Annotated in this window: 18 protein-coding genes; 12 read left to right on the plus strand and 6 right to left on the minus strand. The window is 71.6% G+C overall.

The features are described from left to right. Nucleotides 1-163 precede the first annotated feature (163 nt). The 6 genes from alr to Z164_RS0109490 all read right to left on the minus strand — a co-directional run bounded on the left by alr (nucleotide 164) and on the right by Z164_RS0109490 (nucleotide 4,793). Nucleotides 164-1,279 (minus strand): alanine racemase, encoded by a 1,116-nt coding sequence (gene alr, locus Z164_RS0109465; RefSeq protein WP_024890459.1) that lies wholly within the window; start codon nucleotides 1,277-1,279, stop codon nucleotides 164-166. 76 nt (nucleotides 1,280-1,355) lie between these two features. Further along, complete coding sequence (locus Z164_RS0109470; protein ID WP_024890460.1) at nucleotides 1,356-2,768, minus strand: replicative DNA helicase; 1,413 nt, start codon at nucleotides 2,766-2,768, stop codon at nucleotides 1,356-1,358. A gap of 209 nt (nucleotides 2,769-2,977) precedes the next feature. Then, nucleotides 2,978-3,439, minus strand: a complete 462-nt coding sequence (gene rplI / locus Z164_RS0109475; protein WP_024890461.1) for a 50S ribosomal protein L9 — start codon at nucleotides 3,437-3,439, stop codon at nucleotides 2,978-2,980. 117 nt (nucleotides 3,440-3,556) lie between these two features. Beyond that, the gene (rpsR, locus tag Z164_RS0109480; RefSeq protein ID WP_024890462.1) at nucleotides 3,557-3,787 is read right to left on the minus strand and encodes a 30S ribosomal protein S18; all 231 of its coding nucleotides are present in this window, start codon (nucleotides 3,785-3,787) and stop codon (nucleotides 3,557-3,559) included. A gap of 11 nt (nucleotides 3,788-3,798) precedes the next feature. After that, a complete protein-coding gene (rpsF, locus tag Z164_RS0109485; RefSeq protein WP_024890463.1) occupies nucleotides 3,799-4,224 on the minus strand; it encodes a 30S ribosomal protein S6 in 426 nt (141 codons plus the stop codon). A 230-nt stretch (nucleotides 4,225-4,454) separates the two neighbouring features. Next, complete coding sequence (locus Z164_RS0109490) at nucleotides 4,455-4,793, minus strand: HesB/IscA family protein (protein ID WP_024890464.1); 339 nt, start codon at nucleotides 4,791-4,793, stop codon at nucleotides 4,455-4,457. Nucleotides 4,794-4,907: 114 nt separating this feature from the next. On the opposite strand from Z164_RS0109490, the gene asnS reads away from it, so the two are divergent. From asnS to Z164_RS0109550, 12 genes are all read left to right on the plus strand, one after another. Next, nucleotides 4,908-6,308, plus strand: coding sequence for an asparagine--tRNA ligase (gene asnS / locus Z164_RS0109495; RefSeq protein WP_024890465.1), 1,401 nt, complete (start codon nucleotides 4,908-4,910; stop codon nucleotides 6,306-6,308). Between the two features lie 115 nt (nucleotides 6,309-6,423). Then, nucleotides 6,424-6,723, plus strand: a complete 300-nt coding sequence (locus tag Z164_RS0109500; protein WP_024890466.1) for a hypothetical protein — start codon at nucleotides 6,424-6,426, stop codon at nucleotides 6,721-6,723. A gap of 8 nt (nucleotides 6,724-6,731) precedes the next feature. Continuing rightward, nucleotides 6,732-7,070 (plus strand): hypothetical protein, encoded by a 339-nt coding sequence (locus Z164_RS0109505; RefSeq protein WP_024890467.1) that lies wholly within the window; start codon nucleotides 6,732-6,734, stop codon nucleotides 7,068-7,070. A gap of 16 nt (nucleotides 7,071-7,086) precedes the next feature. Beyond that, the gene (locus Z164_RS0109510; protein WP_024890468.1) at nucleotides 7,087-7,716 is read left to right on the plus strand and encodes an FMN-binding negative transcriptional regulator; all 630 of its coding nucleotides are present in this window, start codon (nucleotides 7,087-7,089) and stop codon (nucleotides 7,714-7,716) included. An 18-nt stretch (nucleotides 7,717-7,734) separates the two neighbouring features. Beyond that, nucleotides 7,735-8,520: an SDR family oxidoreductase gene (locus Z164_RS0109515; RefSeq protein WP_024890469.1), complete on the plus strand. Its 786-nt coding sequence runs from the start codon at nucleotides 7,735-7,737 to the stop codon at nucleotides 8,518-8,520. Between the two features lie 52 nt (nucleotides 8,521-8,572). Continuing rightward, nucleotides 8,573-10,009 (plus strand): aldehyde dehydrogenase, encoded by a 1,437-nt coding sequence (locus Z164_RS0109520; RefSeq protein WP_024890470.1) that lies wholly within the window; start codon nucleotides 8,573-8,575, stop codon nucleotides 10,007-10,009. An 8-nt stretch (nucleotides 10,010-10,017) separates the two neighbouring features. Beyond that, the gene (can, locus tag Z164_RS0109525) at nucleotides 10,018-10,692 is read left to right on the plus strand and encodes a carbonate dehydratase (RefSeq protein WP_024890471.1); all 675 of its coding nucleotides are present in this window, start codon (nucleotides 10,018-10,020) and stop codon (nucleotides 10,690-10,692) included. Beyond that, entirely contained in the window at nucleotides 10,685-11,200 is a 516-nt protein-coding gene (locus tag Z164_RS0109530) for a RidA family protein (RefSeq protein ID WP_024890472.1), read from the plus strand. The genes can and Z164_RS0109530 overlap by 8 nt, the downstream gene beginning before the upstream one ends. A 58-nt stretch (nucleotides 11,201-11,258) precedes the next feature. Beyond that, complete coding sequence (locus tag Z164_RS0109535) at nucleotides 11,259-11,807, plus strand: 3-hydroxyanthranilate 3,4-dioxygenase (protein ID WP_024890473.1); 549 nt, start codon at nucleotides 11,259-11,261, stop codon at nucleotides 11,805-11,807. A gap of 16 nt (nucleotides 11,808-11,823) precedes the next feature. Further along, nucleotides 11,824-12,480: a nucleotidyltransferase domain-containing protein gene (locus Z164_RS0109540; protein WP_236621785.1), complete on the plus strand. Its 657-nt coding sequence runs from the start codon at nucleotides 11,824-11,826 to the stop codon at nucleotides 12,478-12,480. Next, nucleotides 12,464-12,868, plus strand: coding sequence for a hypothetical protein (locus Z164_RS0109545; RefSeq protein ID WP_024890475.1), 405 nt, complete (start codon nucleotides 12,464-12,466; stop codon nucleotides 12,866-12,868). The genes Z164_RS0109540 and Z164_RS0109545 overlap by 17 nt, the downstream gene beginning before the upstream one ends. A gap of 10 nt (nucleotides 12,869-12,878) precedes the next feature. Beyond that, entirely contained in the window at nucleotides 12,879-13,889 is a 1,011-nt protein-coding gene (locus Z164_RS0109550; RefSeq protein ID WP_024890476.1) for an amidohydrolase family protein, read from the plus strand. The last annotated feature ends 16 nt before the right edge of the window (nucleotides 13,890-13,905 follow it).

Genomic DNA, 13,905 nt, shown 5'->3' on the forward strand with positions numbered 1-13,905 from the left:
TGCGGCGTGCCCCCATCCGCCTTCGGCACCTTCCCCCGCTCGCGGGGGAAGGAAAATCAGGATGGTCCCCGCTCGCGGGGGAAGGGAAAAACGGAGTGCTCCCCGCTCGCGGGGGAAGGGAAAAACAAGGTGCTCCGCCGCTTACGCCGAGTGCCGATACCGCCTAGTACTCGCGCGGGACGCGCTCGTTGAGGCCGACCAGGATCTCGTAGGGGATCAGGCCGGCGGTCTCGGCCAGCGCCTCCACCCGGATTTCCGCCTCGCCCTGGCGGCCGATCAGCACCACCTCGTCCTCGTTCCAGGCGCTGTCGCTGCCGATGTCGACCATGAACTGATCCATGCACACCCGGCCCACGATCGGATAGGCGCGGCCGCCGATCAGCACCCGCCCGCGCGAGGACAGCGCGCGCGGGAAACCGTCGCCGTAGCCGATCGGCACGGTCACCACCCGGGTATCGGCCGGCGGCGCCCAGGTCGCGCCGTAGCTCACCGGCCGGCCTGCGCGCACGACCTTGAAGTACACCACCCGCGAGACCAGCGACAGCGCCGGCCGCACCGGGATCGTCGGCCGCGAGGCCGGAGCCGGCAGCACCCCGTAGAGCACGATGCCCGGCCGCACCAGGTCCAGGTGCGTCTCGGGAAAATGCAGCACGCCGCCGGAGTTGGCCAGATGACGCAGCGGCATCGGCGCGCCGAGGCGGTCGAAGTGCGCGCAGGCGTCGAGGAAGCGCGCCAGCTGCACGGCGGTCATCGGCGAGGCGGGATCGTCGGCGCAGGCCAGGTGCGAGTAGATGCCCTTCACCTCGCACCAGCGCGAGGCCACCGCGGCCTCGACGAAGGGACCGGCGGAATCGTGGTGCACGCCGATCCGCTCCATCCCGGTGTCGATCTTGAGGTGCACCGCCGCGCGCCGCCCGGCCGATTCCGCCGCGGCCTCGACCTGCCGCAGCTTGTCGACGGAGGACACGGTGATCTCGAGGTCGTGGGCGAGGAACTGCGCGACCTGCGGGCCGTAGATGCCGCCCAGCACCAGGATCGGGGCGCGCACGCCGGCGCGGCGCAGGGCCACGCCCTCCTCCAGGAAGGCCACGCCGAACCGGTCCACGCCGCAGGCTTCCAGCCGCCGCGCCACCGGCACCAACCCGTGCCCGTAGGCGTTGGCCTTGACGATGGCCATCACCGGCACCCGCACGTGGGCGCGGATCGCCTCCAGGTTGCCGGCCAGGCGGTCGAGATCGACCAGGATGCGGGTCGGGCGCTGGGCGGAGGCGACGCTCATCGGCGCGGCGCCGCGCGGACAGGACGGGACGGGGGTGCGGAACGGCTCATGGCCCGGGCATTGTAGGGCGCGGGCGCTATTCGAAGCTGCCCATCATGTCGTTGGCGAGGTTGTCGAAGCGGGTGTACTCGCCGAAGAAGCGCAGCTTGAACGAGCCGGTGGGACCGTTTCGGTGCTTGCCGATGATGATCTCGGCCAGGCCCTTGTCCGGCGAATTCTCCTTGTTGTAGTACTCGTCGCGGTAGATGAAGACGATCATGTCCGCGTCCTGCTCGATCGCGCCGGATTCGCGCAGGTCGGCCATCACCGGGCGCTTGTCGGTGCGCGATTCCAGCGAGCGGTTGAGCTGCGACAGCGCGATCACCGGCACGTTGAGCTCCTTGGCCAGGCCCTTGAGCGAGCGCGAGATCTCCGAGATCTCGGTGGCGCGGTTCTCGCTGTTGCCGGGCACCTGCATCAGCTGCAGGTAGTCGATCACCACCAGCCCGAGGTCGTACTCGCGCTTGAGCCGGCGCGCCTTGGCCCGCAGCACCTCCGGCGACAGGCCGGGGGTGTCGTCGATGAAGATCTTCGACTCCTTCAGCATGCGGATCGCGCTGGTGACCCGGCTCCAGTCCTCGTCCTCGAGCTGGCCGGTGCGCAGGCGGGTGGCGTTGATGCGGCCGTTGGAGGAGATCAGGCGCAGCGCCAGCTGGCTGGCCGACATTTCCATCGAAAACACCGCCACCGCCTTCTTCGACTTCAGCGCCGCGTACTCGGCGATGTTGAGCGCGAAGGTGGTCTTGCCCATCGCCGGGCGCGCGGCCAGGATCAGCAGGTCGGTCGGCTGCAGGCCCGAGGTCATCTCGTCGAAGGCGTCGTAGCCGGTGGGCAGGCCGGTGATGCCCTCGCCGTTGGCGAAGCGGGTCTGCAGGATGTCGAAGGCCTCGGCCATGGCCTTGTTGATCGCGGTGAAGTCGGTGCGCCCGCGCGCGCCCGCCTCGGCGATGGCGAAGACCTCCTGCTCGGCCTTGGCCAGGATCTCGCTGGAATCGCGGCCATCGGGCTGGAAGCCGTCGTTGACGATCCCGGTGCCGACCTCGATGAGCTGCCGCAGCACCGCCTTGTCGCGCACGATCTCGGCATAGGCGCGGATGTTGGCGGCCGAGGGCGTGGTGCTGGCCAGCTCCACCAGGTAGGCGCCGCCGGCGACCTGCTCGGCCAGGCCCTGCGACTCGAACCACTCGCCCAGGGTCACCGCGTCGAACGGCCGGTTGCGCTCGGCCAGTTCGCGGATCGCGCGGTAGATGAGCTGATGGTCGCGGCGATAGAAATCGGGCTCGACCAGCATGTCGGCGATGCGGTCGAACGCCTCGGGCGCGAGCATCAGCCCGCCCAGCACCGCCTGCTCGGCCTCCACCGATTGCGGCGGCACCCGGAGCTGATCGATGCGCGCGTCGTCGCGCGGATCCTGGCTGGCGCTATGGCCGAAGCGTTGACGGGCGGACATCGTGGGCGGAGTCTCCGGGAGCGGCGAACGGCGTGCGTGCGCGCCATGCTAGGACCGGCGCCTGTGGGCACGCGATGGAACAAGCTGTGGATAACATCGGTGTCTGCATAGCCCGGCCGGATCTCGTCGGCCGAGACTGCGGACACCGGGGCCGGAAACGACGCGGGCGCCCGAGGGCGCCCGCGTCGAGACGGCACGGCTGGCGCGGATCAGACCGCGACGGCCTCCGGCTCGATGACCACCTTCACCTGGGCCTCGACGTCGGCGTACAGGTGCACGGTGACCTCGTACTCGCCCACGTGGCGGAGCGGGCCTTCGCCCATCACCACCTCGGACTTGTGGATCTCGACGCCGGCCTGGGCCGACAGCGCCTCGGCGATGTCGCGCGGACCGACCGAGCCGTACAGCTTGCCTTCGCTGGAGGCGTTGGCCTTCAGCGAGACGGTGACGTCCTGGATCTTGGCAAGACGCTCGGCCGCCTCGTCGAACTGGGCCTTGGCCTTGGCCTCGTACTCGGCGCGGCGGGCCTCGAACTCGGCCAGGTTGGCGGCGGTGGCCGGCACGGCCTTGCCCTGCGGGACCAGGTAGTTGCGACCGTAGCCCGGCTTGACGTTGACCTTGTCGCCGAGGTTGCCGAGGTTGGTGACCTTCTGCAGAAGGATCAGCTGCATGAGAATCTCTCCGTATTCGTTAGCGACGCCGGCGGCGCCGCAACGGGGGCTGTCCGAATCGGACGCATGGATCGGCGTACCACACCCGGCCCGCGCAGGCGCGGACCGGGCGCGGCATCACACGTTGTGGTTGTCGGTGTACGGGATCAGCGCCAGGAAGCGCGCGCGCTTCACCGCGGTGGCCAGCTGGCGCTGGTAGCGCGACTTGGTCCCGGTGATGCGGCTGGGCACGATCTTGCCGTTCTCGGTGATGTTCTGGCGCAGGGTGTTGAGATCCTTGTAGTCGATCTCCTTCACGCCCTCGGCGGTGAACTTGCAGTACTTGCGGCGACGGAAGAACTTGGACATGGACGGTCTCCTCAGGCGGCTTCGGCGGTGTCGTCTTCGGCCTTCTCGGCCTTGCCGGCATCGTCGCCGGTCCCTTCGTCGTCGCGGCGGCGACGCTCGCTGCGCTCGGGCTTCTCGTCCTTGTTCTTCATGATCAGCGACTGCTCGGTGATCGCCTCGTCGCGGCGGATCACCAGGTGGCGCAGGATCGCATCGTTGAAGCGGAAGGTCTCGACCAGCTCGTTGAGCACCGACTGGTCGGCCTCGACGTTGAACATGACGTAGTGGGCCTTGACCAGGTTGTTGATCGGATAGGCCAGCTGGCGGCGGCCCCAGTCCTCGAGACGGTGCACCTTGCCGTTGCCGCCCTCGACGATCGAGGTGTAGCGCTCGATCATGGCGGGCACCTGCTCGCTCTGGTCCGGATGGACCAGGAACACGATTTCGTAGTGACGCATGGGTTGTCCTTTCGGTTATCGGCCGCCGGCCGGCGGCCCGGATAGCCCCCCGACGGCGGCCGTGCCGGCGCGGTGGGGCAAGGGCTCCCGGCGCCGGAGCGCAGGGAGCCGGGCATTCTGGCAGAGATGGCCTGGCGCGGCAAGGCGGCCCGCCCGTCCGCGCCCTGCGCGGCGGCGCCGATGCGATCCCCCGGCGAGGCCTGGCGCGTCGCCAGGGTCGGCCGCCGCGCTCAGCGGTGCGCCTGGTCCGTGGTGAAGCTCTCGCCGCAGCCGCACTCGGCGGCCGCGTTCGGGTTGCGGAACACGAACTCGTGGTTCAGGCCCTTCTGCGCGAAATCGATCTCGGTGCCGTCGACCATCGGCTGGCTCACGGCATCGACGTAGACGCGAATGCCGTCCTGCTCGGTGATCGCATCGCCCGGGCGTTCCTCGTGGGCGAGGTCGACCACGTAGCCCCAGCCGGAGCAGCCGGTGCGGGTCACGCCGAAGCGGATGCCCAGCGCGCCGGGGGTCGAGGCGACGAAGCGGCGGGCGCGTTCGAGGGCGGCGGGAGCGAGATGGACGGCCATGCGGGAATTGTAGCGCCGGTGCGGAGGAAGGGATGCCGGAGCGGACGCCGCGACGGCGGACTCCGGTAGACTGCTGCGTTCCGATATCGGTTTCCCCTGCACGGAATTCAAGGCATGACGACGGTGAGCGTGGCGCAGGCGCTGGCGGGCAAGATCCCCGAGGGCGGCGAGGTGACGGTACGCGGCTGGGTGCGCACCCGGCGCGATTCCAAGGCGGGCCTGAGCTTCGTCAACGTCAGCGACGGTTCCGGCTTCCACCCGATCCAGGTGGTCGCGCCCGCCTCCCTGCCCAACTACGACACCGAGGTGAAGCGCCTGACCGCCGGCTGCTCGGTGATCGCGCGCGGCACGCTGGTGCGTTCGCAGGGCCAGGGCCAGCAATTCGAGATCCAGGCCGAGGCGGTCGAGGTGGTGGGCTGGGTGGACGACCCGGAGACCTATCCGATCCAGCCCAAGGCGCATTCGCTGGAGTTCCTGCGCGAGGTCGCGCACCTGCGCCCGCGCACCAACCTGTTCGGCGCGGTCACCCGCATCCGCGACTGCCTGGCCAAGGCGGTGCACCGCTACTTCCACGAGCACGGCTACTACTGGATCAGCACCCCGATCATCACCACCTCCGACGCCGAGGGCGCCGGGCAGATGTTCCGGGTCTCCACCCTGGACCTGGCCAACCTGCCGCGCGGCGACGACGGCGAGGTCGACTTCTCACGCGACTTCTTCGGCCGCGAGGCCTTCCTCACCGTGTCGGGCCAGCTCAACGTCGAGGGCTACTGCCTGGCGCTGTCGAAGGTCTACACCTTCGGCCCGACCTTCCGCGCCGAGAACAGCCACACCACCCGCCACCTGGCCGAGTTCTGGATGATCGAGCCGGAGATCGCCTTCGCCGACCTGGCCGAGGACGCGCGGGTGGCCGAGGACTTCCTGAAGTACCTGTTCCGCGCGGTGCTCGACGAGCGCGCCGACGACATGGCCTTCATCGCCGAACGCGTGCAGACCGACGCGATCGCGCGGCTGGAGAAGTTCGTCAACGCACCGTTCGAGCGCATCGAGTACACCGAGGCGGTCGAACTGCTGCGCAACTCCGGGCAGAAGTTCGAGTTTCCCGCCGAATGGGGCCTGGACCTGCAGACCGAGCACGAGCGCTGGCTGACCGAGCAGCACGTGGGCCGGCCGGTGGTGGTGACCAACTACCCCGAGCACATCAAGGCCTTCTACATGCGCCTGAACGACGACGGTCGCACGGTCGCGGCGATGGACGTGCTGGCGCCGGGCATCGGCGAGATCATCGGCGGCTCGCAGCGCGAGGAGCGCCTGGACGTGCTGGACGCGCGCATGGCGCAGTTCGGCCTGGACCGCGAGCACTACGGCTGGTACCGCGACTTCCGCCGCTACGGCACCGTCCCGCACGCCGGCTTCGGCCTCGGCTTCGAGCGCCTGGTGGTCTACGTCTGCGGCCTGTCCAACATCCGCGACGCGATCCCCTACCCGCGCGCGCCGGGGCTGGCGGAGTTCTGATGGACCGCAGGCGCCAGAGATCGGGGGCCAGGGACCAGGGGCCAGGATTCGACTCGCGCGGGTCGCGCCTGCAGTCCCCCGGCTTCCGACCTCTGCCCTCCGGCCCCCGCACCCCATGATCCTGTTCTTCGCCCTGGTCTTCTTCGGCGTCGCCATCGGCGGCGCCTGCGCCTTCGCGATCTTCTGGCCGCTGTCGCTGGTGCACCTGCGCGAGCGCGACCCCGCGCTGCGCGCGCGCCTGGGCGAACACGCCTTCCTGAGCCCCGCCGCGCTGCGCTGGCTGCTGTCCGGCGGCTACCGCGAGGTGCCCGACCGCAGCTTCACCGGCCTGGCCACGCCGGCCCGCATCGCCCTGGTGGTGACCTTGTGCGGGCTTGCGCTGGCCGCGATGATGGCGCTTTGGTCCCTGAGCTGAACGCCCCGATGCCCGATCGCGACACCCGCAACCCCGCCGATGCCCGCAGCTACGACGAATGGTGGCTGGCCACGCTCGGCCGTACCGTCGTGTGGGCGCGCTTGCGCGTGCGCGAGGGCGGCACGGCGGAAGTGTTCGACAGCGACGGCAATACCCTCTCCTACGACAGCGAGGACAGCGCCCGCGCGGCGCTGCTGGACGCGGAGTACGTGGGCTACGACGGCCTCGACGAGGACGATGCGCTGGCGCGCGGCTTCTCGCTGGACGAACTGGCGCCGCCGCAGGGCCAGGACGAGGCGCGCCTGCGCCCGCAGATGGTCCGCCAGCTCGCCGGCGGCCGCGCCTGAGTCGCGGCCCGCGGGCATGCACGTCCCGGCCGCGTTCGCCGTCACGGATCCCGCCGCGCTGGACGCGCTGTTCGCGGCCGCGCCCTTCGTCACCCTGGTCACCGTCGGCGCCGACGGCGCGCCTTGCGCCACCCAGTTGCCGGTGCTGTACCGCCGCGAGGGCGAGGCCGTGCGCATCGAGGGCCACTGGGCGCGGGCGAACCCGCAGTGCGCCCATGCGGGTCCGGCGCTGCTGATCGTGCACGGGCCGCAGGCCTACGTCTCACCGGGCTGGTATCCGGACAAGGAGGCCGCCGCGCGGGTGCCGACCTGGAACTACGCCACCGCGCACCTGCACGGCGCGCTCGAACGCTTCGACGACGAGGCGGGGCTGGCCGACCTGCTGGTCCGCACCAGCGCGGTCTTCGAGGCGCGCGCGGGCGGCGACTGGGCGTTCGATCCGTTCGAGCCGCGGTTCCGGCGCCAGCTCGCGGGGATCGTCGGCTTCCGCTTCGCGCCCTCGCGCATCGAGGTCAAGCACAAGCTCGGCCAGAACCACCCGACCGCCAACCGCGCCGCGGTGGCCGCGGCGCTGGCGTCCGGCGATGCGCAGGCGCGCGCGGTCGCGGCGATGATGCGCAACGACGGCGCGGCAGCCGGCGCCTGAACGACACAGGAGACCCGCATGGACCTCGACCTCACCGGCAAGCACGCGCTCGTCTGCGGCGCCTCCGAAGGCATCGGCCGCGCCGCCGCGCACGAACTGGCCCTGCTCGGCGCCGCCGTCACCGTGCTGGCGCGCCGCGAGGCGGTGCTGCGCGAAGTCGCCGCGGCCCTGCCGGCCGCGCACGGCCAGCGCCACGACGTCTGCGCGGCCGACTTCGCCGACACCGACGCGCTGCGCGCCACGCTGGAAACGCGGGTCGCCGCGCGCCCGGTCGACATCCTGGTCAACAACACCGGCGGCCCGCCCGGCGGCAGCGCGCACGCGGCCGCCGCCGACGACTACCTGGACGCCTTCCGCCGCCACCTGATCGCCGGCCAGGTCCTGGTGCAGGCGGTGCTGCCGCAGATGCGCGCCCGCCGCTGGGGCCGCATCGTCAACGTGGTCTCGACCTCGGTGCGCGAGCCGATCCCGGGCCTCGGCGTGTCCAACACCGTGCGCGGCGCGGTCGCCGGCTGGGCGAAGACGCTCTCGCGCGAGCTCGGGCCCGACGGCATCACCGTCAACAACGTCCTGCCCGGCTACACCGAGACCGGACGGCTGGCGCAGATCGTGCGCGACCGCGCCGCGCGCGAGCGCCGCGACGAGGCCGCCGTGCGTGCCGACATGCAGGCCGGGGTGCCGGCGCGCCGCTTCGCGCGGCCCGAGGAGACGGCCGCCGCGATCGCCTTCCTGTGCTCGCCCGCCGCCGCCTACGTGACCGGCGTCAGCCTGGCGGTGGACGGCGGCCGCATGGCCTCGATCTGAGCGCCGCGCCCGTACGGCGGCGGATGCCCGCGCGGCCGGGTAAGCTGCGCGGATGCTGCGCTACGGCCACCTCATCGGCGGGCGCCAGGTCGCGCCGGCCGCGGCGTGGCTGGACGTGTTCGATCCCGCGCGCGCGCAGCCCTATGCGCAGGTGGCCGACGGCACCGCCGACGACGTCGAGGCGGCCGTGGCCGCGGCCGAAGCGGCCTTCCCCGAGTGGAGCGGCTGGCCCGCCGAGCGCCGCGCGCGCTGCCTGGAACGGCTGGCGGACCTGCTGGAGTCCCGCGCCGACGATTTCGCCCACGCCGAGTCTCGCGACGCCGGCAAGCCCTACGCCCTGGCCCGCGAGGCCGAGATCCCGCGCGCGATCGCCAACCTGCGCTTCTTCGCCCATGCCGCCACCCAGTTCGCCAGCGAGTGCCACCACGGCCAGGCGGGGCTGAACTACACCCTGCGCCAGCCCCTGGGCACGGTGGCGACGATCTCGCCGTGGAACCTGCCGCTGTACCTGTTCACGTGGAAGATCGCACCGGCGCTCGCCGCCGGCAACGCGGTCGTCGCCAAACCCTCCGAGCTGACCCCGGCCACCGCCACCCTGCTGGGCGGCCTGCTGGCCGAGGCCGGCTTTCCCGACGGCGCGCTCGGCATCGTGCACGGCCGCGGCGAGGTCGTGGGCGAGGCGCTGGTGACGCACCCGCAGGTGCGCGCGATCTCGTTCACCGGCAGCACCGCGGTCGGCCGCCGCATCGCCGGCCTGGCCGCGCCGATGCTGAAGAAGCTCTCGCTGGAGCTGGGCGGCAAGAACCCGACGCTGGTGTTCGCCGACGCCGACTGGGAGCGCCATCTCGACACCCTGGTGCGCTCGGCGCTCCAGAACAGCGGCCAGATCTGCCTGTGCGGCTCGCGGATCCTGGTCGAGCGCGGCATCCGGCACCGCTTCCGCGACGCGCTGGTCGAGCGCGTGCGCGCGCTGCCGGTGGGCGACCCGATGGACCCCGGCGTGCGCGTCGGCCCGCTGGTGTCGCAGGCGCACTTCGACAAGGTGACCGCGGCGCTGGCGCGCGCCCGCACCGAGGGCGCGACCGTGCTGTGCGGCGGCGGCGCACTGGATCGGCCGGGCTGGTTCGTCGCGCCCACGCTGCTGGAGGGGCTGGGGCCGGACACGGCGACCAACCGCGAGGAGATCTTCGGCCCGGTCGCCACCCTGCAGTCCTTCGACGACGAGGCCCAGGCGCTGGCCCTGGCCGACGCCTGCGACTACGGCCTGTCGGCCAGCGTGTGGACGCGCGATCTGGACCGCGCCCACCGGCTGGCCGCGCGGCTGCGGGTGGGCATGGTGTGGATCAACACCTGGCTGATGCGCGACCTGCGCACGCCCTTCGGCGGCACCGGCGCCTCCGGGCTCGGCCGCGAAGGCGGGATGGAGGCGATGCGCTTCTTCACCGAACCGAAGAACGTGGGCCTTGCCCTGGGCCCGTCTCTGGAATAATGCGCGGCATGGGCGAACTCGACGATCTCCTGCGACGCAACCGCGACTGGGCCGAACGCATCTCGCGCGAGGACCCCGGCTTCTTCGACCGGCTCTCGCGCCAGCAGACCCCGCGCTACCTGTGGATCGGCTGCTCCGATTCGCGGGTGCCGGCCAACCAGATCCTGGGGCTGGACCCGGGCGAGGTGTTCGTGCACCGCAACGTCGCCAACGTGCTCTCGCACGGCGACCTCAACGCGCTGTCGGTGATCCAATTCGCGGTGGACATCCTCAAGGTCGAGCACATCCTGCTGGTCGGCCACTACGGCTGCGGCGGCGTGCACGCGGCGATGACCGGCACCCGCGTCGGCCTGGCCGACAACTGGCTGCGCCACGTCTCCGACCTCGCGCACAAGCACGCGGCGCTGCTGGACTCGATCGAGGATCCGGCGCTGCGCCACGCGCGCATGTGCGAGCTCAACGCCATCGAGCAGGCGCTCAACGTCTGCCAGACCACCGTGGTGCGCGATGCCTGGGCGCGCGGGCAGAAGCTCGCCGTGCACGGCTGGGTCTATGCGCTGGGCGACGGCCGCGTGCGCGAACTGGGGATGGACGTCTCCGCGCCCGAGCAGGTCGCCGAGGCCTACCGGAGCGCGGTGGCGGACGTGGCGGCGGTCGCCGCCCGGGGCCGCCGCGATGGCTGACGCGGTCCACGCCGCCGGCGCGCCGAAGCCGGTCGGCCGCTACCCGCACGCGCGCCGCGTCGGCGAGCTGCTGTTCCTGTCCGGCATCGGCCCGCGCGACCCGGCCACCGACGCGGTCCCCGGCAACGTCCACGACGCCGCGGGCCGGCTGGTCGCGCACGACATCGCCGCGCAGGCGCGCGCGGTGTTCGCCAATGTGCGCGCGGTGCTGGAGAGCGCCGGCGCGCGCTGGGAGGACCTGGTGGACGTGACCGTCTACCTGACCGACCTGGCCGGCGACTTCGCCGCCTACAACGCCGCCTGGGCCGAAGCCTTCCCCGACCCCGCCACCGCGCCCTGCCGCACCACGCTCGGCATCGCCGCCCTGCCCACGCCGATCGCGATCGAGTTGAAGTGCATCGCCCACGTCGGAACATCGGCGGCCGCAGGCCGCCCGTCCTCGCCCCTCGCCCGCCCCGCGGGAGAGGGGGGGACTGCCGCCGATGCCGGCGGTGGGGCGAGGGCCTAGACGCCGCAGGCCTCGCACCGACACGAGCCCCGCCCCAGCACCCCGAAGGAGCCGCGCCATGCTGCCCGAACCGATCGATCTCCAGGCCTGGATCGACGCGCACCGCCACCTGCTGAAGCCGCCGGTCGGCAACAAATGCATCTACGACGGCGACTTCATCGTCATGGTCGTCGGCGGCCCCAACGCCCGCACCGACTACCACTACGACGAAGGCCCGGAGTGGTTCTACCAGCTGGAGGGCGAGATGGTGCTGCGCATCCAGGAAGACGGCCGGCCGCGCGACATCCCCATCCGCGCCGGCCAGACCTTCCTGCTGCCGCCGAAGGTGCCGCACTCGCCGCAGCGCGGCCCCGACTCGGTCGGGCTGGTGATCGAGCGCCGGCGCCTGCCGCACGAGGACGACGGCCTGCTGTGGTTCTGCGAACGCTGCAATCACAAGCTCTACGAGGCGTACTTCCACCTGCGCGACATCGAGCAGGACTTCCCGCCGGTGTTCGACCGCTTCTTCGGCTCCACCGACCTGCGCACCTGCGACGCCTGCGGCCACCTCAACCCGCGCCCGGCCCGCTACGACGCCGCGCCGGATTCGCTGGCCGACCTGACCTGACTTGAGGGAACCCAATATGGGCATTATCGTGCCCAATATGGGCAAGACGAACTCCCGGGTCGGCGAGCGCGCCGCGCGCTACGCGGCCACCAGCCTGTCGGACGCGCTGTTCACCGCCACCCAGCGTCGCGTGCTCGGCTGCCTGTTCGGCGATCCCGGGCGCAGCTATACGGTGAGCGAGCTGATCCACGAGACCGGCGCCGGGAGCGGCGCGGTGCAGCGCGAGGTCGCCCGCCTGAGCGGCAGCGGACTGATCGACGTGCGGCAGGTGGGCAACCAGAAGCGCTATCGCGCCAACCCGGACGCGCCGATCCACGACGAGCTGGTGAGCATCGTCCGCAAGACCTTCGGGCTGGCCGGCCCGCTGCGCGAAGCGCTGTCGCCGCTGGCGGACCGCCTGCAGGCGGCGTTCGTCTACGGTTCCGTCGCCAAGGGCCGCGATACCGCCTCCAGCGACATCGACCTGATGCTGGTCTCCGATGCGCTGTCCTATGCCGAGGTCATGCTGGCGCTGCATCCGCTGAGCGAACGCATGGGCCGCGAGATCAATCCGACGCTCTACACGCAGGCCGAGCTGCGCCAGCGCATCGGCGATGGCAACGCCTTCGTGACCCGGGTGCTGGAACAGCCGCGGCTATGGTTGATCGGGGACGAGCATGCCCTCGCCGTTTGAAAACCTCGCCGGGCCGGGCGGCCCGCTGTCGGCCGAGCTGCCGGACGAGGCGGAGATCGCGGGCCTGCTGCGCTCCGGCCGCGTGCGCCTCGCCGATGCCGGAAACGCCACGCTCTCGCTCGAGAGCCGCTTCGACCTCGCCTACAACGGCGCCCACGCCCTCTGCCTGGCGGCGTTGCGCATGCGGGGCTACCGTGCGCGGCACCGCTACATCGTGTTCCAGGTCCTGCCGCATACGCTCGGACTGGGCCCCGAGGTCTGGCGCGTGCTCGCCAAGGCGCACGATGTGCGCAACCTGGCCGAATACGAAGGTCACATCGAGGTCTCGGAACGACTGGTGCTGGACATCCTGCAAGCCGGCGACCAGGTAGCGAGCGCACTGCCATGAGGTCTCGGCCATGCTGAAGATCGACATCCACGCCCACTACCTGCCGCGCGACTGGCCCGACCTGGCCGCGAAGTACGGCGACGCGCGCTTCCCGGTGATCCACCACACCGCCGACGGCCGCCACCGCATCTACAAGGACGGGCGCTTCTTCCGCGAGATCCGCTCCAACACCTGGGACGCGCGCGAGCGCATCGAGGACTACGCGCGCTTCGGCGTGCAGGTGCAGGTCATCAGCACGGTGCCGGTGATGTTCAGCTACTGGGCCCGGCCGCAGCACGCGCTGGAGCTGCACGCCGCGCTCAACGACCACATGGCCGAGACGGTGGCCGCGCACCCGCGCCACTACGCGGGCATCGGCACGGTGCCGCTGCAATCGCCGCGGCTGGCAGTGCAGGAGCTGGAACGCTGCATGGACCAGCTCGGCCTGCAGGGCGTGCAGATCGGCTCCCACGTGGGCGCGTGGAACCTCGACGCGCCGGAGCTGTTCCCGTTCTTCGAGGCCGCCGCCGACCTGGGCGCGGCGATCCTGGTGCATCCCTGGGACATGATGGGCGCGGAGAGCATGCCCAAGTACTGGCTGCCGTGGCTGGTCGGCATGCCCGCCGAGCAATCGCGCGCGGCCTGCTGCCTGGTCTTCGGCGGCGTGCTGGAACGGCTGCCGAAGCTCAAGGTCTGCCTGGCCCACGGCGGCGGCAGCTTCCCCTACACCATCGGCCGCATCGAGCACGGCTTCAACATGCGCCCGGACCTGGTCGCCACCGACAACCCGCGCAACCCGCGCGACTACCTGCAGCGGCTGTACTTCGATTCCTGGGTCGCCGACGCGCGCGCGCTGCGCTACCTGATCGAGACCTGCGGCATCGAGCGGGTGATGCTGGGCACCGACTACCCCTTCCCGCTGGGCGAGCAGACGCCCGGCGCGGGCATCGCCGCGCTGGGCCTGGACGAGGCGGGTCAGGCGCGGCTGTACCACGGCACCGCGCTGGAATGGCTGGGCCTGCCGGCGGCCCGGTTTGCATGATGGCCGCATCCGGCCC

It is taken from the genome of Luteimonas huabeiensis HB2, from assembly GCF_000559025.1.
GTDB classification, from domain to species: Bacteria; Pseudomonadota; Gammaproteobacteria; order Xanthomonadales; family Xanthomonadaceae; genus Luteimonas; species Luteimonas huabeiensis.